Origin of the sequence: Pseudodesulfovibrio sediminis (assembly GCF_020886695.1) — a bacterium.
GTDB classification, from domain to species: Bacteria; Desulfobacterota; Desulfovibrionia; order Desulfovibrionales; family Desulfovibrionaceae; genus Pseudodesulfovibrio; species Pseudodesulfovibrio sediminis.
Map to the genome: position 1 here is coordinate 1,789,374 of NZ_AP024485.1, position 23,394 is coordinate 1,812,767.

Sequence of the window (23,394 nt, forward strand, 5' to 3'; positions counted from 1 at the left end):
GTACCAGGAAGGCTTTCGAGAATGAGCAGCACCAACTCCAATCAGACACTGTCCCCCGTTGTTATCCCATTGAGACACATGTGGCCCTCTTTGTAAGAAGCAGGCTATATTTCAGGAGAATTCATATGCAAATGACCGTAACGACCCCGGCCCTGCTTTTCCCTGCCATTTCACTGTTCATGCTGGCCTTCACCAATCGATTCCTGTCCTTGGGTGGACGCATACGCAGCCTGCACGACCAGTACCGTGAATCCATGGACGATTCCGTCCGTGCTCAGATCGAGAATCTCCGCCGACGCGTATACATGATCCGACACATGCAGGGATATGGCGTCATGGCCATGCTGAGCTGCATTTTTTCCATGGTCTGCATTTCCCTGGATCAATACATGGCTGGTCAGATCCTGTTTGGAGCCAGTCTTATTTTCCTGATCATATCCCTTGTCGTCTCGTTCATGGAAATCCGTATCTCCGTGAATGCTCTCGATATTCTGCTCAACGACATGAAGGCCAACCAGCCACAAAAAAAGACCCCGACCAAATGATCGGAGCCTTGAAAAATTCTTGTTGCGCGCCCTAGATATACAGGGTCTGAAAATTCTGATTCACATCCGGGAACCTTGTAAACTCCTCATATTCACGAGCAGCCTTGTGCATGTAGGAGACCATCTGCCCCACCAGATCACTTCGTTTCACCTTCCGGCTCCAGGACTTGACCTCGCAATCGCCAGGCGTTTCCAACGCCATGGACCACGTCATTTCCGTTTTATCGGTTATGTTGTCTGCGCCGCCCTTGGCATCCAGATGCAGATTGACCTTGGTGAAGGTGCCTCTATGTGCCGCCACAGCCCTGTTGATGGAAGCGATTTCCTTTTGAGAAAGCTTCAACTGCTCCAGGGAAACCGTCCCGCGAACCAACACCAAACCGGAAAGCCCTCGGGAAGAACTCCCGGATTTGAAAAAGTCTGTTTTAAATAAAACAGCGGCAGACAACACAAGAACAAAAGCCGTTATAATGGAGATTGTGACTGCCTTGGTATTTCGCGCTTTTTTTACGCTCATTGAACCGCACCCGTGTAACAATATTTCAACGCCACCGAGAAGCATGACCTTGCATGCCTGTACTATTCTGAGTAACCCTAAAGAAAAATTGTTGTCAACGTATTCCCCAACATAAACAACCGAGAATAGTTACTTAATTATATTTTACGTACTATCCTGCACAAACTGCCTCCAAGCCGTACTCATTCTTATTAGTTGTGCATATTATCCCGATACGGTACAATAGAATGACATGCGGAATAACAACAGAACACAATATCGAATCTCGGTAGATCAACTACAGCCAGGGGTTTTCATCCGACTGGAAAAAACCAACTGGTTTGACCACCCTTTTCTGTTCAGCCATTTCAAGATCAAGGACGCAGAGCAGATCAAGCTCATAAAAAACCTTGGTATTACGCATGTCCTCTGCCTTCCAGAAAAATGCGACGTCCTGCCCCTGAGTCCCGCAAAAGCGAAAAAGGCCAAGGTTATTGAGCCGGACAAGGCGCTCTCACAGGAAATTATTGACCACTTATGGGATATCAAGAGAGAGCGTACCCGTCGACTTAAAGAGAAGAAAAATCATATAGCCCTGTGTGAAGAGCGATTCTTAACCTGCATCAAGACCTTTGACTCAATCCTGGCTGGCGTTCTCGGCGGCACTCTCGAATCCGTTGAACAAGCCTCTGCCTTTGTGGATCGTCTGACCACTTATTTTGTGGAGGATCGTGAATCCACCCTCCACCTCATGAATGTCAAGGCCAAGGAGGAGGCGACCTATTCCCATTCCATGAATGTGGCCATTCTCTCCATGATCGTGGGCAAGGAGTCGGGATTATCTCCCGGCGAAATGCACGCGCTCGGCCTTGGGGCGCTTTTCCATGACATCGGCAAAGAACGTATCGACAAAAAGATTCTCAAGAAGCGCGGCGCACTGACCCGCCCGGAGCAGGATATTATGGAGCAACACCCTGCTTTCGGCGCAGGATTGTTGGCCGAGATCCACCTGTTCCCGCAAGCAGTGACCCGCATCGTGGCCCAGCATCACGAACGGATGGATGGTTCCGGCTATCCCGAAAAACTCGCAGACGATCAGATCGACAAGCTTGCCCGCATCGTGGCCGTGGCAAATGGCTACGACAACCATTGCAATCATGCCGATCCCCTGGAGTCACTCACGCCCTACCTGGCGCTCTCATACATGTTCGGGCAGCAGAAACACCTCTACGACGTGGAAGTGCTCGCCATGTTCATCCGTTGCCTGGGCGTCTATCCTCCCGGCACCGTGGTGGAGCTGTCCAACGGCGCCATCGGCATGGTCATGGCCGTGAATCCCAAGAACCAGCTCAATCCGAGCGTGGTCCTGTATGATCCCGACGTCCCCAAGAAGGAAGCGCTCATCGTTGATCTGGCGGACGAGCCGGACCTGAGAGTGGAAAAATCCATCCGTCTGGCGCAACTGCCGAAAGAGGTGCACGACTACCTCTCACCACGGGCACGGATCACCTATTACGTGGACCCCACAGGGCAATAACCCCTTCCCCTGTTTCGGCGCAGCCTGTTCCCCGCTGTTGACGCGCTGCCAGCCGCCTTTCACACTCAAGTATATAGCAAAAAAAAGCCGCCCCTCGGGCGACCAGCGAACTCCATTGACAACTCGTTGTTTGAAAAAACCAGAGTTATACTTCAACACCTTGTTTCTTATATTCATTGAGTTTGTTCCTGAGGGTACGAACGGAAATCCCGAGCAGCTCCGCCGCACGGGTACGATTCCCGGTGGTCTCCTCAAGACTCTTGAGAATGAGCCGCTTCTCCATCTCGTGAAGCGGCATGACCGACAACGCTTCATCCGGTGAAGACGGTGCCGCGGCCTCGCTCGCGGCCTGCTGATCAGCGTCGACCTGACCGAGATCATCGGGGGTCCACTGCTCATCGCCCATGAGAAAATGCCTGGTCTGTATAGGGCCTTCCCCGGCCAGCAGCACGGCACGCTCCATGAGGTTCTGGAGCTCGCGCACATTGCCCGGCCAGCCGTAGGACATGAGCCAATCCTTGACATCCTCGGCAAAGGCGAGCTGTCCCAGTCCATAGGTAGCTGTAAATTTGTTGGTGAAGTATTCAGCCAGCAGAAGGACGTCGTCTCCACGCTCCTTGAGCGGCGGCAGAGCAAGCGGAATCACATTGAGACGATAAAACAGATCCTGTCGGAACTTGCCCTCGTTCACCGTGGTCTCGATATCCCTGTTGGTGGTGGCCAGCACACGCACATCGATCTTGACTGTTTCCACTCCGCCCACACGGTCGAACTCGGACTCCTGAAGCACGCGCAACAGTTTGGCCTGAAGCCCCAGGTCCATCTCCGTGATTTCATCAAGAAGAATAGTGCCGCCGTCAGCCAGCTCGAACTTGCCGAGCTTGCGATTAATGGCACCGGTAAACGCGCCTTTTTCATGACCGAACAATTCCGATTCCAGCAGATGTTCCGGCAGGGCCGCGCAGTTGATTGCGACAAAGGGTTTGTCCGTCCGATTCGAATTATGATGCAGGTAACGGGCGAACATCTCCTTACCTGTGCCGGATTCGCCGGAGATTAGTACCGTCGCCTTGCTGCCAGCCACCTGGCGAGCCAGGGCGAGCACTCGCAGCACGGCGTTATGACGGCCGATGATCCGAAATTTCCCATGAGAAGACGGTGAAGGCACAGCTGTTTTGACCACAGCGGGTTCCGGTTCGACAGCCGGTTCCGGCACGTCTTCGGGGATGAGCAATTTGATCTTCTCCCAGATGAGCGGCTCGATCCAGTAATCGCGGGCACCAAGCTCAAGGAACTCCGTGGCCGCCTCGGCATTGCCGGACCCGGAAAAAATCACCACCGGAGGAAAGCCTTCAATGGTCTGCGCCTTCTGGAGAAAGGCCTTGGCATCAAACCCCTGAAGTTCGGGACGGCAAAAGATAAGACAGGGATTCGACTTCTTGATGAACCCGAGCGCACCCATGAGGTTGTCGGCCAGCCCGGCCTGTAGCCCGGCTTGCTGCAAGGTGGGAAATATCCCGGTGACGGACTGGGGTTCCGCGATGAAAAGTACTGTTTTAGCCGACATGATCTCTTCTATTAACGGTAAGTTGGATTGTTTACAAGGGGTTCGCACATTCAGGGGCGTGCTCCAGTGCACGCCAAACACTCACCAGTCCAATTTCAAAACATCAAATCGCCTCAGACGGCCCACCGAAGATCAATAAATATTTCTTAACATAATGAAATACTTGATTGTAATAATTGAGTGCAACCTTTGACACAATCCGTTCAGTCCACCGACTGGAAAAAACCCGTGATGATCCTCCTTGCTACGGAACAGCTTCCTTTCTTGCCCTGCTTCACCCCATCTGCTACTTCTCGATTGCTTAACCGCAAATGAGAAAATAATGATCAAAACATCCATACCAGTCCTCTGTTACCACAACGTTTCTGACGTTGACGGCCATACCCCGGAACGCTTTTGCGAGCACCTGGACGCCATTGTCGCTGCCGGGTACTCAACCATTTCCTCACGGGATCTGCTGGCCGTTACCCGTGGCCAGATAAAAGCCCCCGGAAAATCCGTGGTCCTCACCTTTGACGACGGCCACCTCTCCAACTGGCTGACCGTGGTTCCGGAACTGGAGAAACGGGGCATGACAGGCACCTTTTTCGTGCTCACGGATTTTACCGTGCCGGGCACAGTGCGCACCTTTGAGACCGCTCCGGCCCTGACCACCATGCCGCAAGCCTTCAAGGACGCACATCTGAACGGTGATTTTTCCCAATTCATCAACGAAGCTGAAATCAAGGCCATGCTCGACAAGGGGATGGAGATTTTTTCACACGGTTGCCGCCACAGGGGAGCGTTCATCGACCTGAAGCCGCTCCAGCCCATGGGCAAGGGCGCCCATTGGGGCGCATGGTCCATCTATCCGGGATTCAAGGAAGACTGGCCCACATTCAAGGTCTCCAGCGGGTATGTGTATGACGGATTTGAACCCGTTCTTGATGGGCTGGACAAACCCCGTTTCTTCAAACGATCCACCGAAGACCGGCTCGCGTTCTGCCGCAAGGATTTCAAGAAAAGCCTTGAGCGCATCCGCAAACTGAACGGCTATGACGAGCAGGTATTCTGCTGGCCCTGGGGCAACTTTGACAAAGCCGCCGAGGACGAACTGAAAGCGGCCGGCTATGTCGGTGCGTTCACGCTGGAACGGTGGGCCAACACCAAAGGCACAGACCCGTTCCGCCTCAACCGCATCGGCGTGGGCAAAAACAAGACCGGAAAATGGGTACAGTCCCGACTGAAAATGTACGGCACCAGCTTGTCTGCCAAACTTTTTTTCAAGCTGCACACCAAACGGCCAGAGGTGCGTGCCGTGCTCTACACCACGGACTCCACAAAGGTCTCGGGCGGCAGTCGCCAGATGATCAACAACATCAAGGCCATGGCAGCCATGGGGCTCAAGGTGTATGCAGTGATCACGCCGGACACGCCCATCAATGGAGCACTGGACGGCGTGGACGTGACCATCATCCACTGTGACTATTTCAAGGAATACAAACGCGCTGGCAAATTCCTCAAAGGTATCATCGAACAGCACGGGATCAATGTCGTGCACACCTTCCACAACAGGGCATACAAAATGGGTGTGCTGGCCCGGCTCATGGGAGCGAAGTTCAAGCTGTTCATCAACCGAGGTGTCATCTCCCGGCCCAACGCCATCTTTTTCCTGTGGACCGCCCTGTCCCACGGCGTCATTGCCAACTCCCGCCAGTGCGCCGAGGTCATGCGCCGATACTGGGTCAGCAAAAAACGGCTGAACGTGGTCTACAACGCCTATGCCGGACCTGACCACGGCGACCCGAAACCGCGCAAAAAGCGTGGTACCCGCTTCATCTACATAGGCAACACCGTAGACATCAAAGGGTTTGACGTTTTTTTGGATGCCGCGGCCAAACTGTGTGACACAGGATGTCGTGACATCGAATTCGTGGCCGTGGGCGTGCCTGAAGACCGACTGGAACGGTTTGCCGACAACCTGACTCCCGCTGTCCGTGAACGGTTGAAAATCGCCGGCGTCATCCCGCATGAGCAGGTCCTTGAGGAACTCAGATTTGCCGATGTACAGGTGGTCTCTTCACGCAAGGAGAGCCTGCCCAACGCCCTGCTTGAAGGCTTTGACCTGGGGGTGCCCGGGGTCTGCACCCGCGTGGGCGGCATCCCGGAGATTATCCACGACAACATTACCGGTTTTCTCTGCGAATCCGAGGACTCAACCTGTCTGGCCGAAAAAATGCGCTTCATGGCAGAGAATCCAACCACACGTTTTGCCTTGGGCGCCAACGGACGAGCCGTGGTCCGCACCCTGCTGACCCCGGAAGCCAAAGGATACAATCTCATGCGCGTCTATATGGGCGAACAGCTGAATTCCCCTCTGCCTCTGGAAGCCATCGCTCAGACCGTGGAAATCGAGGAGCAACCCCATGGACAGTGCCAACACTGATTCACTGAGTGCCGCCTGGCGCGCCCTGCCTGAAGGACTCAAGACCAAACTGCGCCTGGGCTTCACAGGCAAATCCCACCTGCTCGACATTGCGGGCTGGTGCCTGCGCTCGGGAAACCTCGCCCTGAACCCCATCGCCAACAACGCCATTGAAACCGCGGTCAGAGAGAACCCACTGGACGGGGCCATGGCCGCCGAGCTCCTTGCCCTTGCGCCAATCCGCACTCTACTCAACCCCGACATAGTCACCCGGCTGACCTCGCTGTCCACGAACTGGCGCATCCCTGCTGACCTGGAGGACTACCGACACCATCTGGCCACCCGAGATTTTGCGGCCATCAAGACGTACATCACCCAGGCGGTGGCTGACGATCCCGACAATCTCTATTGGATGGAACAGGCCACGACTATCGGATGCATAGATAACGACATTGAATTTTGTACCGAATCCTTAAATAAAAACACCGCCAACGGTGTCGAAAAAAATATTTCCGACACAGAAACAACCGTGACCGCGTTGTTTACACCGCAAGCCACCCCGAAAGCACAGGCTTTAATGAATGCAGTAGCAGCGACTCCCTGGAACATACATCTCGCTTTACGCGCTTATGACACATTGAAAGGTATCTGCAATAAGCGGGCGGCTCTGCCCGGCACAACCGCCATCCTGCTCTATTCATGGAACAAGGCGGCTGAACTGGACGCGACCCTGGCTTCGCTACTGGAATCCGACCTTGGCAACGCCTCGATTTTTGTCCTGAACAACGGCTCAACAGACGGCACAGCAGACATGCTCGACAAGTGGAGCGAGCGCTTTGCGTCCGAACTCGGTGCAGCGCGTTTCACCGTGATCACGTTGCCGGTCAACATCGGTGCGGCAGCGGCCCGCAACTGGCTCATGCATCTGGAGGCAGTGCAGACACACGATTTCATCTGTTATCTTGATGACGATGTGGAATTGCCCGTCGATTGGCTGCCTCGTCTGGGCGCGGCTGTGGACGAATATCCTGAAGCAGGCGTATGGGGCTGCAAGGTGGTTGACCACGCCAATACGGTGCTCATGCAAAGCGCGGACACCCATCTGCTGGCCGCCCCGGAACCGACCATGGACCTCGGCCGCGCGGCCCCCAACCCATTCAGGTTGTCTGATCTTCATATTCAGACCCTGGATTCCGGACTGTTCGACTTCATGCGCCCCTGCGCCTCGGTCACGGGATGCTGTCACCTGTTCCGCACGACCACTTTGCTGGAAAGCGGCGACTTTGCCCTCCAGCTTTCACCCTCGCAATACGACGACATGGAGCACGACCTGCGGCTCTGTGAAGCAGAGCTTTTCCCTGTCTATCAAGGGCATCTGACCGTGCATCACAAAAAACGCAGCGGCGCGGCGTCACGGACCTCCATGCAGGAAGAAGGTAATGCGCTTGGCAACAAGTACAAAATGCAGACGATGCATGAGGCGGGGGATATCGCTGCTGCCATGCAGGCAGAACAACAGCTTTTGGAGGGGGATATCCTGCGAAAGCTGGCGTTTTTGGATGAATGGGGTACTGCCTGATTTTTTTAAGCACGCGCCTGCAGCGCGAGAGCCAATTTTTGGGGCATGCGCCCCAAAGGCTTTCCCTGCCCTTCGCGGGCGGCGGTCTCTTTTTGAGGAACAAAAAGAGACGCAAAAAGCTCCTTGCACGAACTTGCCCGCCCACGGTTTGATGACAAGAAGCTGATCAACTCGGGACGGCTCCATGCTGGAGTAATAAAAGGAATGCCCTCTCCGAAATCCGCCGGGGTGAGTTGGTGTATTCGTATCCCCTAACCGGAGCCGCCGTCCTTTCGTTGTCAGCTTCTAAGCCTTTCAAACAGGGCTAAGCTAGGACGAATTGAGCAGAGCCAATTCGGAATCCAAGGCTGTCCATAAGGCTACCGACAACCTATAATCCAAGCCTCACACACCAACAACGCAGGCTCTTACAGCGACGAGCAATCGGAGGCAAACCTTAGAGCCTGTCTCGGGCGACGCAACGCAGCCCGACCGAGTTTGCGTCGCAGACAATCTGTCGGGCAGTGCAGTCGCCTACAGGCTCTTAGGTGCGCTTCTTCGATCACACACAACAAAAGCGTTTTTTGCCTCCTTTTTGCCGCTTCGCAAAAAGCAGGTCGCCGTAAAGGCGAAACCTTTGAAATAAATTAGGATTGCCCCCCCACCGCGCAGCGCGCAATACATTAAAAAGCACATTCCCAAAAAAGAAGGCGCACCCTGACAAACAGGGTGCGCCTTCTTCAAATGTCTTTAAAGACCGTGCGTCAGCACATCTACCCAACTTTCGGCGGATCAGGCAGCTCCAACATGGGAGCAATAACCTTTTCCATGGCCTTGCCGGTGATCGTATCCCGATGCACTTTCATGAAGGGGAATCCTTCGTCACCGGAGGTGGCAACCTCAGGATCAAGCGGAATGCGTCCGAGGAACCGGACCCCGGCTTCCTTGGCCAGCTCTTCTCCACCGCCGGACTTGAAAATATCATGCACGGCGCCGCAATCAGGACAGACAAAGCCGGACATATTCTCGACAATGCCGAGTACGCGGTTGCCCACTTCTCCGACAAAGGACACGGAGCGACGAACATCATCAACAGCCACACCCTGCGGGGTGGTGACAATGACGCCCATGGCCGTGGGTCCGAGAGTCTGCAGAGTGGACAGCGGTTCGTCGCCGGTTCCGGGAGGACAATCAACCACCAGATAATCGAGTTCGCCCCACATGACGTCCTGCACAAACTGCTTGATCAGGCCGATCTTGACCGGACCGCGCCAGATGACTGCCTGACGATCGTCCGGCAACAGGAAACCCAGGGACATGACAGAAAGATTTTTGGACCAGGGAACCGGTTCCATGATCTCATCACCGATGTGCGGCTGTTTCCCCTTGAGGGAAAGCAGACGGGGCACGCTGGGCCCATGAACATCCACATCCAGCAGACCGACCTTCTTGCCGGCCAGAGACAGGGCCACGGCAATATTGGTGGCTACTGTGGACTTGCCAACGCCGCCCTTGCCGGACATAACCACGATCTTGTGTTTGATGCGGCCAAGGGTCTTTTGCAGTTTGATCTCTTCGGGATTATCGCAACCATTTGCGCTGCTGCAGCTTCCGTCAGGCGCAGCTGATGCGCAACCAGAACAATCACTCATAATACTCTCCTGAATAGAACGGCCATGGCCGTTTTTAACATATCTGTTGTCTACCCCAAGCCCGCAATCAAAGAACCGGACTCCGGGCGGTCAGACAGAGATAACCACAGTGCGGGAAAAGTCAAATGGATGCGCCGGGCATAACCAGATCCGACAATGAATCATGTAAAAAACCATCAAGGATTTGATCTGCCGAACCGGTAAGCCAGGGCAAAACCGTCACCCCTCCCCTTTCGAGAAGCCAGCGAGTCTGATTGCAAATAGCTCCGCACAAGAAAAAGGCTACCCCGCAGGCCAATATGGCGGATGTCCTGTCCATAGGGTCCTTTGAGGGAAGGGATAGGAGGCCTGCGGGGTAAAATTTAGTATCACGTAGTTCAAACAGCTTGTACTCGTCCGCGTTTTCACACACAGACGCCAACCGGTCCTGGTAACACGCCAGGCAAATCAGCTCGGCGGAATCATGCATCGTAACATCTCTCCATATCCGGCAAGGACCCATGCCGGTTGACTCATAAGGTAGCACAGAACGTGCCAACAATTTTAATCAATAATTAAAGGATGTTATATTTTCATCAGAAAAGAAATGACGAATTATTCGCCCACAAGAACAGATGGAAGACGAATTATTCGCCTGTTTCTAGAGCAGCCAATAAACGACGGAGGGTGTCCTTGGTGATGCCGAGATCGCGGCAGGCAGCCATCTTTTTCCCGTTATTGCGCTCAACGGCATGGTGCGCGGCCCTACTTTTGATCTCATCCATGGACCCGCGCAGGGGGTCTGGGCCTGATGCACGCGCCAGGTCCGACTGGAGATACTCCGGCAAATGCTCAACCTGAATGAAGTCACCGGGACACAAGATGAAGGCGTATTCGAGGATATTTTCCAATTCCCGCACATTGCCGGGGAAATCATGGTGCATGAGCACATGCAGCGTGTCTTCGCTCACGCCCTGAATGGATTTCCCCTGAATGGCGTTGAACTCCTCAAGGAAGTGATTGATGAGCAGCGGCAGATCTTCCTGCCGCTGAGACAATGGAGGCAGCGTCAGGGTGACCACGTTGAGGCGGTAGAACAAATCCTGACGGAAGGAGCCGTCGGCCACGGCCTGTTCCAGATCCTTGTTGGTTGCCGCCACCACACGCACATCGGCATGCACAGCCTCCACGCCACCAAGCGGCTCGTACATCTTGTCCTGAAGAAAACGAAGCAATTTGACCTGCAGATTGCCTGGCATGTCGCCGATTTCGTCCAGAAAAACCGTGCCGCCGTCCGCCATCTGGAACCGACCGGGTTTGTCTGACCGGGCATCGGTAAACGCCCCTTTCTTATATCCGAAAAGCTCGGACTCAAGCAGGGTGTCGGGCAACGCCCCGCAGTTGACGGCCACAAACGGACCGTCCCGGCGCGGGCTCAGGTTGTGAATGGCGCGGGCAAACAGCTCCTTGCCGGTACCGGACTCGCCCAACAGGAGCGTTGTGGCCTCGGAGTCGCTGATGCGCGGCAGAATACGAAAGATTTTTTCCAGACCGGCACTGCGGCCCACGATATTCTCGAACCGGTAGATATCCTTGGCCTGCTGCCGCATGGCGTGAATGTCGGTCAGATCGCGGAAGGTCTCCACCCCACCGACCACATTGCCGTCTTTGTCCTTGAGCGTGGAAGCTGAAATGGAGATGGGCAATGTCGTACCATCGGAACGGACGATGAAGATGGACTTGTTGACGATACGCCCGTCCTTTTCAATGCAATTGCCCACGGCGCAGTTGCCGTCGCACAGCGAAGAGCGGAACACGTCCCAGCACTTGCGGCCCACAGCTTCATCCACGGGGATTCCGGTGATCCGCTGGGCCGCCTCGTTGAAATAGGTCACGTTCCACTCGTTATCCACGGTGAACAATCCGTCGGCAATGGAGGAAAACACGTCCTCAAGGGGGAGATCGGCTGGAAATGGCATGCGCCCACACTACGCCACGTCGCCCCCGCTGCCAAGAACTTTGGGCGAATTATTCGCCCACCAAAAAAAGCGCCCCAACCTGATCCAGGTCGGAGCGCGTAACAGACGCAAACGAGATTTTTTTTACAGCTTTTCAGCACGCTTGGCGCGGAGCCAGCGATACCACTCGTCCATGTTTTCGCCAGTGCGGGCGGAGATGGGCATGACTTCGATGTCCGCATTGAGTTTTTTCGCGTGATTCTTGGCTTTATTCAGATCAAAATCCACGTAGGGGAGCAGGTCCACCTTGTTCAGCAGCATGACTGCGGAAATATGGAACATGAAGGGATATTTCTCGGGTTTGTCATCGCCCTCGGCCACGGACAGGAGCGTGACCTTGTAGTCTTCACCCACGTTGAACTCGGCCGGGCAGACCAGGTTGCCCACATTTTCCACAAACAGAATATCCAGACCGTCCGTGTCGATGGCCTTGAGGGCGTCCATGACCATGCCGGAATCGAGATGGCAGCCGCCTTCCGTATTGATCTGCACGGCCTGTGCGCCGGTGGCAGCCACACGCTGTGCGTCGTTGTCGGTCTGCAGGTCCCCCTCGATAACGGCCATCTTGAACTCGTCACGCAGATCGGTGAGTGTCCGCTCAAGGAGCGTGGTCTTGCCTGCGCCAGGGGAACTCATGAGGTTCAGACACAGGATTTTCTTGACCCGAAATTTATTTTGCAACTCTTCAGCCAGACGGTCATTTGCTTCCAGCACATTGCGAACGATTGTCACTTCCTTGGACATATTCTTCACTCCTCAAAAATTGGGCTCTTCCGTCGAATAGCCTAGCCGACTTCGATGGAGTCAACGAGCAACTCCTTTCCTTCCAACACATCGTGTCCGATAATCGCTTCGCATTTGGGGCACGGCATGTACTTGGTGTCCTCTGGCATGAAGGACTCGCCGCACTCGCCGCAGGCGACCTTGATAGGGACTTCCACCACTTCCAATTCAGCTCCGTCGAACTCTCCGCCGGGGATAAGCGTCTCCCAGGCAAAGGTCAGGGAAGCCGTAACCACTCCGGCCAAAGCGCCGTTTTTCAGGGTCACTTTCTTGAGCTTCTGGCCTTCATACTTAACCATTTCCTCGCGCAAAATACCGAGGATGGATTGAACGATTGACATTTCATGCATGGAGGTCAGCACTACCCCTTTTTCAATGCAGGGGCAAGGGGTGGCGGCAGCTTCTCATGCCCAGCTTCAGAGCTGAACCCAAGGCAATATGGGCGCGCAAAACGCAAAAGGGAAAAACAGATATTTTTCGGAGGTGAATGTGTTGACAGAACCCGTCCGGCTCTTTAATGATTTCTCAACTTGTTCTCAGGGCGGGGTGGAAATCCCCACCGGCGGTGATCTGTTCAACAGAAAGCCCGCGAGCGCCTCTCGCTGTTGAGAGGGTCAGCAGACCCGGTGTGATTCCGGGGCCGACGGTAACAGTCCGGAAGGAAGAGAATAAGACAGTTTCCACTCGCGCCCGAGCGATCCTCGCCCGGACTTCGCGCGTCATGACGTGTGCAACTGCACGCGCCAGACTGTCTATGCGCCCTGATTCATTCATACTCTTTACAGGAGATTCATGATGAATCAGCCCCTACTCAAACAGTTCGGTGGCCCCATTTCACGGGTCGAACACGCTCTCGCGGCACTCCGCAAAGGTCAGGGAATCCTGGTCACGGACAATGCTGACCGCGAAAACGAAGGTGATCTCATCTTCGCCGCAGAGACCCTCACCAATGAACAGATGGCCATGCTCATTCGCGAATGCAGCGGCATTGTCTGCCTCTGCCTGACCGACGAGAAGATTCAACAGCTCGGCCTGCCCATGATGGTTGAGGAAAACAACTCCCAGTACCAGACCGCGTTCACGGTGACCATCGAGGCCGCCGAAGGTGTGACCACCGGCGTTTCCGCAGCCGACCGCGTGGCCACCATCAAGGCAGCCATTGCCCCGGACGCCAAGCCGTCCGATCTGGCCAGCCCCGGTCATGTCTTCCCGCTCCGGGCCCGTCCCAACGGCGTTCTGGAACGCGGCGGGCACACCGAAGCGACCGTGGACCTGACCCGTCTGGCCGGACTGAAGCCATGCGGCGTACTCTGCGAAGTGACCAACCCCGACGGCACCATGGCCCGCATGCACGACATCGTCCGTTTTGCCAGAAAGCACGAGCTGACGGTCTGCACGGTGCAGGACATCATCGCCTACCGCGAGCACCTGGGCGACACCAAGGCAGACAAGGTCGCCCCTGTGGACGCGACCATCCTGCAGAAATCGAGCATCACCCTCCCGGCCGGAGCTCTGGCTTCATAACCCCGCAAGCGTGTCAGGTCGCTCCAAACCTGACAAACAAAAATACATAGCTTCTCCAAGGCCCCGTTACTCCTAGCGGGGCCTTTTTTTGCATCCTTTTGCGCTGTTTCCTCCTTTTTACACCACCACGAGGGCTCATTTGGGCAACTTACCGCGTTGTCGCCCCCCCCAACCACAGACGAATCGACAACGGAAGTCCCCAAGCCCTCGGCCCTGCTCCCATCCAAAGAAGACCGACACAGGCTTTCCACACGCTCACCACTGCAAAACCCATTGACAACACCCCCCAATAGGTAGTGAACTGACCGTCCGAATTTCACATATTGAGGAGTAATTCCATGCGTAGTAAGAAAATGACTGGTGGATTGGAGAAGGCCCCGCACCGTTCGCTGTTGTATGCGTCCGGGTTGTCTAAAGAAGAAATGGACAGACCGTTGATCGGTGTATGTAACGCCCAGAACGATATCATCCCCGGTCATGTCCATCTGGATACCATTGCCGAAGCCGTCAAGACCGGTATTCGCATTGCTGGCGGAACCCCCATGGAATTCCCGGCCATCGGCGTGTGTGATGGTCTGGCCATGAACCACGAAGGCATGAAGATGTCGCTGCCCAGCCGCGAAATCATCGCCGACTCCGTTGAGATCATGGCGACCGCCCACCCCTTTGACGCCATCGTCTGCATCCCCAACTGCGACAAGATCGTACCGGGCATGCTCATGGCCATCCTGCGTCTCAACATCCCCGCAGTCATCATTTCCGGCGGCCCCATGCTGGCCGGACGCAAGAAAACTGCCGACCTGATCAATGTCTTCGAAGGCGTGGGCAAGGTCAAGGCTGGCACCATGACCGAAGACGAACTCGAAAATTTCGCCCAGACCGCCTGTCCCACATGCGGGTCCTGCGCCGGTATGTTCACGGCCAACTCCATGAACTGTCTGTCCGAGTCCATCGGCCTGGCCCTGCCCGGCAACGGCACCATCCCGGCGGTTATGTCCGCCCGTGTGCGCCTGGCCAAACAGGCAGGCATGCAGGTCATGGAGATGCTCGAAAAAGACATCAAGCCACGCGACATCGTGACCGAGAAATCCGTGCACAACGCCGTGACCATGGATATGGCGCTGGGGTGTTCCACCAACACCACCCTGCACCTGCCCGCACTGTTCGCCGAAGCCGGTCTGGACCTCTCCCTTGAGATGTTCAACGAGATCAGCAAGAAAACGCCGAACCTGTGCAAGCTGTCCCCGGCAGGCCCCCACTACATGGAAGACCTGCAGGAAGCGGGCGGCATCCCCGGCGTCATGAGCGAGCTGGTCAAACGCGACCTGCTGAACCTCGACGTCATGACCGTCACCGGCAAGACCCTAGGGGAGAACCTCAAGGACCTTGACGCCAAGGTGACCAACAATGACATCGTCCGTCCCATCGACAAGCCATACTCGGAAGAAGGCGGCATCGCCATCCTGTACGGCAACATCGCGCCGGAAGGCTGCTGCGTAAAGCAGTCTGCCGTGGCGCCCGAGATGATGAAGAGCACCGGAACCGCCAAGGTTTTCAACTCCGAGGAAGAAGGCATCGAAGCCATCCTCGGCGGCAAGATCGTGTCCGGCGACGTGGTCGTGATCCTGTATGAAGGCCCCAAAGGCGGCCCGGGCATGCGCGAAATGCTCTCGCCCACCTCGGCCATCTCCGGCATGGGCCTGGGCGAATCCGTTGCCCTGCTCACGGATGGCCGGTTCTCCGGCGGCACCCGTGGCGCGGCCATCGGACACATCTCGCCCGAAGCCGCTGCCGGCGGTCCGTGCGGCCTGATCAGAAATGGCGACACCCTCGAGATCGACATCCCGGCCCGTTCCATCAATCTGGTGGTTGACGATGCCGAGCTTGAGGAACGCAAGAAAAACCACACCCCGGTGGTCAAGGAAATCAAATCCCCGTTCCTGCGTCGTTACGCCAAACTGGTTACCTCGGCCTCCCGTGGCGCTGTGTACGAAAAATAATTCACAGGCAATCACAAAAAATACAGGCCGGTCAGGATATCCTGACCGGCCTTTTTTCATGGTAAAAAATTAGTCTGGGAGAGGGCAGTGGCGCATTGCCGCAGAATAAACAGACGTATCCCCTGCAATCCCGCCTGACACCCAAGGTGTGCCCAAATTGGTACCTTGGCGCGGGTAGACTTTACAGCGACTTACTCACGCCAGGGGAGACGCACATCATACGGGATATCCTGCCCCGGCTGCCATTTGGAAAAAATGACCGCAAAGGTACCGTCTCTCTGCATTTCGGCAAAGGCCGCCTTCCACGCCGTGACAGTCTGCGGATCACTTTCCTTGTTGATAGCCAGATAAAGGTCCATCTCCTTGATCACGTGGACGACCTCAAGGTCGGCGATATCGACCCCGGCACGTTCAGCGGTCTCGACAATGCCGATAGGCGTAGCGGCCAACAGGTCGATTCTGCCACGATTAAGCTTGCGATAATTGAGGACATTACTGGTGCTGCGATCAAGATTCAAAAAACCGTTCCGCAGCAGAAACCGGTCACGCGCATCATCGATATAGGTGCCGATGGACCGGACCTTCTTGGCGTCATCCAGAGAATTGATGACAATCCCCGATCCCTTTCTGGCAACCAGAATCCATTGCAGCCGAACAAATGGACCTATCCAGTGAAAATGCTGCTCTCGCTCTTCCGTGCGGGTGGTGGAAAACAGTGCGGTGTTCGGCGTGACCAGAACAGTCTCATACGCCCTGGCCCAGGGGAGAGGCTCAATCTCATTGGTCGATCCCACACGGGCCATGATCTCCTGTACAATCTCCACGCCCCAACCTGTCAGAACGTCATCCTGATACATGGCCGAACGACCCGTAAGCTCGCAATACACATTGAGGTCCTCGGCAGAAGCGGGAGTGGCCCAGGTCACCATGAGAACCGAAAAGAGTAGAAGCAACGCGCCTCTACACCGGCTGTATATGAAATGTACTACGTCCATCATGGCAAATTGATAGCACAATCTTTTTCCAACGGCATGCACAATTTGGGCGGGAAATCCGATTGAAACGAGAAAGGCTCCCTTTCGGGAGCCTGTTATTTTCTCGGTGCAAATAAAAGGAAGATGCTTTCTTTATAGCATTCGCCGTGCCAAACTTTTTCATCCGCATAATTTATTTATAAAAACACATTATTCCAAGATGTTACAAACGCAAACAAGAGGAGGTAATTCCCTAACCAACATGCCGTTTCAGTACAATTTTTTACACTCTGCCCGACAATCCCCTGTGTTGGGACAATTTTTTATACTCACAAAAAAAGGGCTGCTTGAAAGCAGCCCTTGAACATCTTCTGAAACGAGGAACTAGGCGTAGCGTTTCATGGCCTGCACGAAACCGTCCTTGGAACGCAGGATCACATCCTCGCCAATGCAGAAGGCGAGCCGGAAGTAACCGGGGCAGCCGAAGCCGGAACCGGGTACAGCCAGAATCTTCTCTTCCTGAAGGGTGGCGCAGAACTTGACGTCGTCTCCGCCCGGAGCCTTGGGGAAAAAGTAGAATGCGCCGCCGGGCATGGTGTATTCAAATCCCGCGTTGTCGAGCACGCTGGCCATGGCCTTGCGGCGGGTATCATAGATGCCCACATCAACGGTGCTGCCAAGCGCTTTGGCGAGCAGCTTCTGGGCCAGAGCCGGGGCATTGACAAAACCAAGGATACGATTGGCCAGGATGATGCCGCCGACCAGCGCCTCCTTGCCCTCGATGGCCGGGTTGACCAGCGCATAGCCCACACGTTCGCCGGCCATGCTGAGGTTCTTGGAAAAGGAAGAGCAGACCACGGAGTACGTATAGACATCGAGTATGCTCGGCACTTCCGCCCCGTCAAAAGCGAGGAACCGATAAGGTTCGTCCGACACAATCAGGATAGGCCTGTCACGGCCTTCATTGTGTCTGGTCAGGATGGCGGCCAGTCCGTCGAGCTGTTCCCGTGTGTAGATGGCACCGGTCGGGTTGTTGGGGGAGTTGATGAGCACCACCCGGGTTCTGTCCGTAATGGCTGCGTCCATGGCCTCAAGGTCCAGCTCAAACGTCAGCTCCTTGGCCGGAACCGTGACCAGTTTGGCCGCATGGTTCTCGCAGTAGAACCCATATTCGACGAAATAAGGGGACGGGACCATGACTTCATCGCCCGGTTCAAGCACGGCACGAAAGACCGAGTTCAAGGCGCCGGCGGCACCGCAGGTGATGACCAGTGAATCCGCAGGAACATCCACGCCCTGCTCCTTGGAGACCTCTTCGGCCAACCGCTGGCGCACGTCCGGGTACCCGAAGTTGGGCATATACCCCATGAAGAACGGGGTATCAGCCTGCTCGGCCAGCTCTGCCAATGCATCCTTGATGCTCGAAGGCGGCGGCAGGTCAGGATTGCCGATACTGAAGTCGCAGACCGCGTCTTCACCAAACTTCTTTTTCATGGCGAGGCCTTCCTCGAACATCTTGCGAATCCATGAAGAACATTCCATATACCCGGCTATCTGAGGCGAAATCAATTGCATGCGTGACTCCTTATTGTCATGTGAAGCGATCACTGTACGGCAAACAGTTTTCACCCGCAACACAATGCGAACACGAGGCGAATCAACAAACTTTCACTGGGAATGGGTACAAAACAAGAAGGCCCCCTTTCGGGAGCCTGTTATCTTTCTTGTGTGCAAATAAAAGGAAGATGCTTTCTTTATAGCATTCGCCGTGCCAAACTTTTTGCATCACGCAACTTTATTTTTTATTCATGTAATTACAACATTTTACAAACGACAACAAAGGAGACAATTCGTCCTTCATCCCTGCTCAAAAAGTACAACTTTTTAAACTATCCCCAAGAAACTCCCCCCTCGGAACAGTTTTTTATACTCACCGCTGGCACCAAAAAAAAGCTCTGACGGGAACCGCCAGAGCCTTGCTGCGAACATGGTTACTGCGTCAGCCCCTGAGGCCAGGCGTAGTAGAATCCCGCCTTGGGCGGCATGATGAAACCGGCATCCACACCCAGCAGGCTGGGCGAAGGCGGATTGGCCATATCCATGGTATTGTAGGGGTTGTCGTTGGGATAGCGATCTCGACGGTAGACTATCACCTTGGAGTCTGCCGGCAACCCTGACAGGGATCGCGCCTTGGCAAAGGCATCCTGTACATAACCGATCTGATCGATAAGCCCTATCTCCTTGGCCTGACTGGCCGTGAATACACGGGCGGTCTTCACGACAGCCATCTGATCATCGGCAAGAACGCGATGCTTTTGGACCAGCGTATAAAAACGGTTTGCCATGTCGTCGATTATGGCCTGGAAAAGAGCGGCTTCCTCTGGTGTGGCCGGTTTGAACGGCGACCCCATATCCTTGTCCTCGCCGGATTTGGAAACCTCCACGCCCACACCGACCTTGTCCAGCAGAGCATGGACCTTTGGCCGCATGAAGATCACGCCCACTGACCCGGTAATGGTCGTGGGATGTGCCAGAATCCAGTCTGCGGGCAGAGCCGCGTAATAGCCGCCGGACGCCGCCACGTCGAACATGGCCACAACAACGGGCTTGTCTGTCCGTTCCTTGAAGTCCAGAATCTCATGATACAGGATATCCGAAGCCGTGGTGGTGCCGCCGGGAGAATCAATGGCGATGACCACGCCCTTTACCGCATCATCCTCCTCGGCCAGCTTCAGCGTGCTGACCACTTCCTGCACCTGACTCGCCGTGGACCGGAACATGCCCTGTTTGGGCTGGGACGCGAGGAACCCCCGCAGTTGAATCAGGGCGATTTTCCCTTCTCCTTCTCCCTCAACCACATATTCCTTGAGTGGATCAGTTGTGGTTGAACCAAACATTTTGATCTTGGGCGCACAGCCCGGCAGGACAAGAAGCACCAAAGACAGGATGAGAAACGGACGAATATTCATGAGTACCTCCAGAATTCATAGTATGATTGCCCATACTAGCGGGTTGGAAGGATGATGCCAAGGTATTCCCCGACGTATCAACTCACTCTCTTTAATACCGCTTTCTCATTGGAGACAAGCTTTTCAATAAAGGACGCAGATTGTCGAAAGACTTCCACCACTCTGGGATCAAACTGCGTGCCGGAGCATCGGGTAATCTCCTCAACCACCTTCTGATAATTCTTGGCAGATCGATAGGGACGGTTCTGCAACATGGCTGAAACAGTGTCCGCAACCGCAATGATACGCGCACCCAGCGGTATCTGGGTCCCAAACAGTCTTTTGGGATATCCTTTGCCGTCATATCGCTCATGATGGTGCAGAACCATCTCCACAACGCCAATATTGTCAAGTGCAGTGACCGGCTTGAGAATATCCGCACCAGCCTGAGGGTGCTTCTGTATGGCCGCCCATTCGGACGGCGTCAACGAGCCCCGTTTCTTGAGTACCAGATCTGGTACACCGATCTTGCCGATATCATGCAGATGTCCGGCAACGTGGATGATGTCAGCCTCACGTTTCGTCAACCCCATGGCCACGGCCAAAAAACATGAGATCTCAGCCACGTCATCCGAATGTTTGGAGGTATAGGGGTCCTTGGCGTCGATTGCGTTCCCCAAAGACTCGGCGAACTGATGCAACACCGTGGTTACGAACTGGGCTGATCCGATGCACTCCCTTGAAGAGCCCGTCAGCGTTGGCGAAGCTGACGGGCGTTTCATTGATGATTTCATTGCTAGGCGGCCTTGCTTTCCAGGGTCGACTCCAGACGGGTCAGGTTGCGAACAATGGCTTTATGCAAAACGTTTCCATCGCCCGCACCCTCCACAGCGAAATTGGCAGCCAGACGGAAGCAGGCCAACGCCTCTTCGATGTTGCCGGAACCCTGATGAACCAGGCCGATATTATTACGCACCTTGGCCTCGTGCAGAGGCATATCCATGGATTTGGCCAATCTGTCTGCCTGGATCAACTGAAACAGCGCGTCATCGCTTCTTCCATCATTGAATGCCTTCATGCCTTCCCGGTTCAACATGCCAAGCTGGTGTAACTGACTCATATTCGACTCCTTTGTTTACGTTGATGTGACACCGGCCTCGCCCAAGGGCGGACCGGCAACTACATCGAACGCAACCGGAGTCGGAACGGGTGACTGCGTTGTCTTGTGTTTCGTGTATCAACATGGGAGCACTATATTGAGAGTGAATTTCAATATCAAGTAGTTTTTTCACTTTTTTTGCTGAGCCCTGAACCCGTTGGAACCACGCAACAAAACACAACTTGCTCTATACAGAGGGATAGACGCTCTCCTGCATTGGCTGCAAAAAGCCCCCTGCACACTTGGTGTGCAGGGGGCTGTATACGCAACAATGAAGGAAAAGTTACCGAGCGATCATGGCGCGCAGGTTCTCGGCGCAGTTCTCGGTGTCGTGTCCCATTTTATCCAGACAATCGATGAAATGAATGAGCTGGTAGATATCCTTGAAGTCGATATCCTTGTCATACACCTTCTTTTGCAGGTCATTCTTGAGCTTGCGAACATTGTCGCGCTCGGCACGGACCTTGCGGAAGCACTCCTTGGTCCCTTCGCGGTCCAGGGATTCGCCATGGAGCAGCCCGATGGTGGACTTGAGCGCCGGGCCAAGCAGGACCGTGCAGCGAGCCACGCCGTCGAGCAGGTAGATCAGATCCTTCTGCACGTCGTCAGGGACAGTGACCTTGCGCATGGCCAGCCAGTGCAGGGCGTCCTGGGCGGAGTCCAGAATATTGTCCTGGCTCTTGGTGTAGGAAAGGAACAGCGATTTCTCCACAGCCATGAACAGCCCCTTGGGCAAGTGGTTGCGGATATTACGTTTGATGGAGTCAGCGTGATTTTCGATTTCATCGACAGCGCGTGTCAGTTCCTCAAACTCGCGGCACACGCCGCCGGAGACATAGCACTCCAGGGAATCATCAATCGCCGCTATGCACTCGGCGATTTTGTCATAGTGTTCGACCAGCCCGTCCATGGGGGAGCGGCTGGCAACCAGTCCGAAAAATGGAATACGAATAGACATATAAATGACCTCTTGAGAAAAGGGTTTCTTTTTAAATTGGACAGCCTAGCTGTAACACAACCACTTCAACAGCACAAAGATAACGATACTGGTCAATGCCGCGATGGGCACAGTCGCTATCCAGTAGGCCACAATCCGGAACAAAACCCGGAAGTCGACCGCGTGGAAACCACGAGCCAGGCCGACACCGACAACACCGCCAACCGCAGCGTGCGTGGTGGAAACGGGCAGTCCGAGATTGGAGGCGACCAATACAGTGGAGGCCGCGCCAAAGTCAACGGCAAAGCCACGGGTATTGGTCAGTGTGGTGATCTTTGTCCCCACGGTTGCCATGACCTTGTGTCCGAGCAGCGCGATACCAACGGCGATGCCCAGGCCGCCCAGCACGAGCATGGGCCAGGGCACGGCAGCCTTGGCAAGCAGCTGATGTTCCTTGGCAATGAGGTAGATGGCCGCCACCGGACCGATGGCATTGGCAACGTCGTTGGCTCCCTGAGACAGGGCCACGTAACACGAAGTACCCACCTGCATCTTGCGGAAGAGCAGCTCCACGCCTTCCGCGCCTTCCTCTTCATTGAGCACCATCTTGTTCACGAAATACCGTGCGATGAGCCAGGCAATGAAGGACATGCAGGCGGCTACACCCAGGGACCCGGCCCAATGCAGGTGCAGCGACTTTCCGGCCGGCGTCTTGTACAGGAAGGAAAGTGAAATCATGGACAGGGTGATGGCCACCCAGATGGGTGCCCACTTCTTTGCCTGTTCGATGAAGTGTCGCTTGAACAGGATATATTTCCTGATATGCGAGAAAATAAAATAGGCAATACCCGCAGCAAAAAAAGGCGAAATGACCCAGGAAAGGACAATACCGCCCATCTTGAGCCAGTTGACCACGTCAGGGCCGCCCGCGATCAGACCAAAGCCGGTGATGGCACCGACGATTGAGTGCGTTGACGAGACCGGTAGCGACGTGAGCGTTGCCACAAGCACCCATAACCCCGCAGCCAGCAGGGCTGCGAACATACCGATCATGAGGAGCTTGGGGTCACCAATTGCGTCCGGGTTGATAATCCCTTTACTGATGGTTGCCGTCACATGTGAGCCGAGAAAGACCGCCCCGACGAAGTTCAGTATTCCGGCGATGAATACGGCCTGTTTGACCGTGATCGCTCGTGCGCCAACAGCCGAAGCCATGGAGTTGGCCACGTCGTTGGCTCCCAGGTTGAAGGCCATGAGGAAGCCCGCTCCCAGAGACATGTATAAGAACAGATCGTAGATATCCATTGTATTGC

General features: G+C 55.0%; 19 protein-coding genes and 1 riboswitch. Of the genes, 6 read left to right on the plus strand and 13 right to left on the minus strand.

Going from position 1 to position 23,394, the window contains the following annotated elements:
- The first annotated feature begins 125 nt into the window (after window positions 1-125).
- Complete coding sequence (locus tag SRBAKS_RS08635; RefSeq protein ID WP_229596457.1) at window positions 126-545, plus strand: DUF2721 domain-containing protein; 420 nt, start codon at window positions 126-128, stop codon at window positions 543-545.
- 31 nt (window positions 546-576) lie between these two features.
- On the opposite strand, the gene SRBAKS_RS08640 is transcribed toward SRBAKS_RS08635, so the two are convergent.
- Complete coding sequence (locus SRBAKS_RS08640; protein ID WP_229596459.1) at window positions 577-1,062, minus strand: hypothetical protein; 486 nt, start codon at window positions 1,060-1,062, stop codon at window positions 577-579.
- Window positions 1,063-1,294: 232 nt separating this feature from the next.
- On the opposite strand from SRBAKS_RS08640, the gene SRBAKS_RS08645 reads away from it, so the two are divergent.
- Window positions 1,295-2,578, plus strand: a complete 1,284-nt coding sequence (locus SRBAKS_RS08645; protein ID WP_229596461.1) for a cyclic di-GMP phosphodiesterase — start codon at window positions 1,295-1,297, stop codon at window positions 2,576-2,578.
- Window positions 2,579-2,723: 145 nt separating this feature from the next.
- Here the strand turns inward: SRBAKS_RS08645 and SRBAKS_RS08650 are convergent, their stop codons facing one another.
- Window positions 2,724-4,145 (minus strand): sigma-54 dependent transcriptional regulator, encoded by a 1,422-nt coding sequence (locus SRBAKS_RS08650; RefSeq protein WP_229596463.1) that lies wholly within the window; start codon window positions 4,143-4,145, stop codon window positions 2,724-2,726.
- Window positions 4,146-4,467: 322 nt separating this feature from the next.
- On the opposite strand from SRBAKS_RS08650, the gene SRBAKS_RS08655 reads away from it, so the two are divergent.
- Together SRBAKS_RS08655 and SRBAKS_RS08660 are read left to right on the plus strand one after the other, a co-directional pair.
- Window positions 4,468-6,570: a glycosyltransferase gene (locus tag SRBAKS_RS08655; protein WP_229596465.1), complete on the plus strand. Its 2,103-nt coding sequence runs from the start codon at window positions 4,468-4,470 to the stop codon at window positions 6,568-6,570.
- Entirely contained in the window at window positions 6,551-8,128 is a 1,578-nt protein-coding gene (locus SRBAKS_RS08660; RefSeq protein WP_229596474.1) for a glycosyltransferase family 2 protein, read from the plus strand. Before SRBAKS_RS08655 ends, SRBAKS_RS08660 begins: the two co-directional genes overlap by 20 nt.
- Before the next feature lie 752 nt (window positions 8,129-8,880).
- On the opposite strand, the gene SRBAKS_RS08665 is transcribed toward SRBAKS_RS08660, so the two are convergent.
- From SRBAKS_RS08665 to SRBAKS_RS08680, 4 genes are all read right to left on the minus strand, one after another.
- Window positions 8,881-9,759, minus strand: a complete 879-nt coding sequence (locus SRBAKS_RS08665) for an Mrp/NBP35 family ATP-binding protein (RefSeq protein WP_229596484.1) — start codon at window positions 9,757-9,759, stop codon at window positions 8,881-8,883.
- 626 nt (window positions 9,760-10,385) lie between these two features.
- A complete protein-coding gene (locus SRBAKS_RS08670; protein WP_229596496.1) occupies window positions 10,386-11,717 on the minus strand; it encodes a sigma-54 interaction domain-containing protein in 1,332 nt (443 codons plus the stop codon).
- A 123-nt stretch (window positions 11,718-11,840) separates the two neighbouring features.
- Complete coding sequence (gene hypB, locus SRBAKS_RS08675) at window positions 11,841-12,500, minus strand: hydrogenase nickel incorporation protein HypB (protein WP_229596499.1); 660 nt, start codon at window positions 12,498-12,500, stop codon at window positions 11,841-11,843.
- 41 nt (window positions 12,501-12,541) lie between these two features.
- Window positions 12,542-12,889, minus strand: coding sequence for a hydrogenase maturation nickel metallochaperone HypA/HybF (locus SRBAKS_RS08680; RefSeq protein WP_229596501.1), 348 nt, complete (start codon window positions 12,887-12,889; stop codon window positions 12,542-12,544).
- A 178-nt stretch (window positions 12,890-13,067) separates the two neighbouring features.
- A riboswitch (FMN riboswitch) is annotated at window positions 13,068-13,213 on the plus strand.
- A 121-nt stretch (window positions 13,214-13,334) separates the two neighbouring features.
- Between SRBAKS_RS08680 and ribB the strand changes: the two genes are divergently transcribed.
- The gene (ribB, locus tag SRBAKS_RS08685) at window positions 13,335-14,063 is read left to right on the plus strand and encodes a 3,4-dihydroxy-2-butanone-4-phosphate synthase (protein ID WP_229596939.1); all 729 of its coding nucleotides are present in this window, start codon (window positions 13,335-13,337) and stop codon (window positions 14,061-14,063) included.
- Window positions 14,064-14,401: 338 nt separating this feature from the next.
- Window positions 14,402-16,063 carry a dihydroxy-acid dehydratase gene (ilvD, locus tag SRBAKS_RS08690; protein WP_229596512.1) on the plus strand — a complete coding sequence of 554 codons (1,662 nt, stop codon included), beginning with the start codon at window positions 14,402-14,404 and terminating at the stop codon, window positions 16,061-16,063.
- A gap of 191 nt (window positions 16,064-16,254) precedes the next feature.
- Here ilvD and SRBAKS_RS08695 read toward each other — a convergent pair whose 3' ends face one another.
- The 7 genes from SRBAKS_RS08695 to SRBAKS_RS08725 all read right to left on the minus strand — a co-directional run bounded on the left by SRBAKS_RS08695 (window position 16,255) and on the right by SRBAKS_RS08725 (window position 23,386).
- Window positions 16,255-17,061 carry a substrate-binding periplasmic protein gene (locus SRBAKS_RS08695; protein ID WP_229596514.1) on the minus strand — a complete coding sequence of 269 codons (807 nt, stop codon included), beginning with the start codon at window positions 17,059-17,061 and terminating at the stop codon, window positions 16,255-16,257.
- 360 nt (window positions 17,062-17,421) lie between these two features.
- Window positions 17,422-18,612 carry a pyridoxal phosphate-dependent aminotransferase gene (locus tag SRBAKS_RS08700; RefSeq protein WP_229596516.1) on the minus strand — a complete coding sequence of 397 codons (1,191 nt, stop codon included), beginning with the start codon at window positions 18,610-18,612 and terminating at the stop codon, window positions 17,422-17,424.
- A gap of 416 nt (window positions 18,613-19,028) precedes the next feature.
- Entirely contained in the window at window positions 19,029-20,006 is a 978-nt protein-coding gene (gene sppA, locus SRBAKS_RS08705; RefSeq protein WP_229596518.1) for a signal peptide peptidase SppA, read from the minus strand.
- A gap of 77 nt (window positions 20,007-20,083) precedes the next feature.
- On the minus strand, window positions 20,084-20,767 hold the full coding sequence (locus tag SRBAKS_RS08710) for an HD-GYP domain-containing protein (protein WP_229596528.1): 684 nt from the start codon (window positions 20,765-20,767) through the stop codon (window positions 20,084-20,086).
- Window positions 20,768-20,781: 14 nt separating this feature from the next.
- Entirely contained in the window at window positions 20,782-21,105 is a 324-nt protein-coding gene (locus SRBAKS_RS08715; RefSeq protein WP_229596530.1) for a tetratricopeptide repeat protein, read from the minus strand.
- Window positions 21,106-21,427: 322 nt separating this feature from the next.
- A complete protein-coding gene (locus SRBAKS_RS08720; RefSeq protein ID WP_229596532.1) occupies window positions 21,428-22,102 on the minus strand; it encodes a DUF47 domain-containing protein in 675 nt (224 codons plus the stop codon).
- 45 nt (window positions 22,103-22,147) lie between these two features.
- Window positions 22,148-23,386 carry an inorganic phosphate transporter gene (locus SRBAKS_RS08725; RefSeq protein WP_229596534.1) on the minus strand — a complete coding sequence of 413 codons (1,239 nt, stop codon included), beginning with the start codon at window positions 23,384-23,386 and terminating at the stop codon, window positions 22,148-22,150.
- Between the last annotated feature and the right edge of the window lie 8 nt (window positions 23,387-23,394).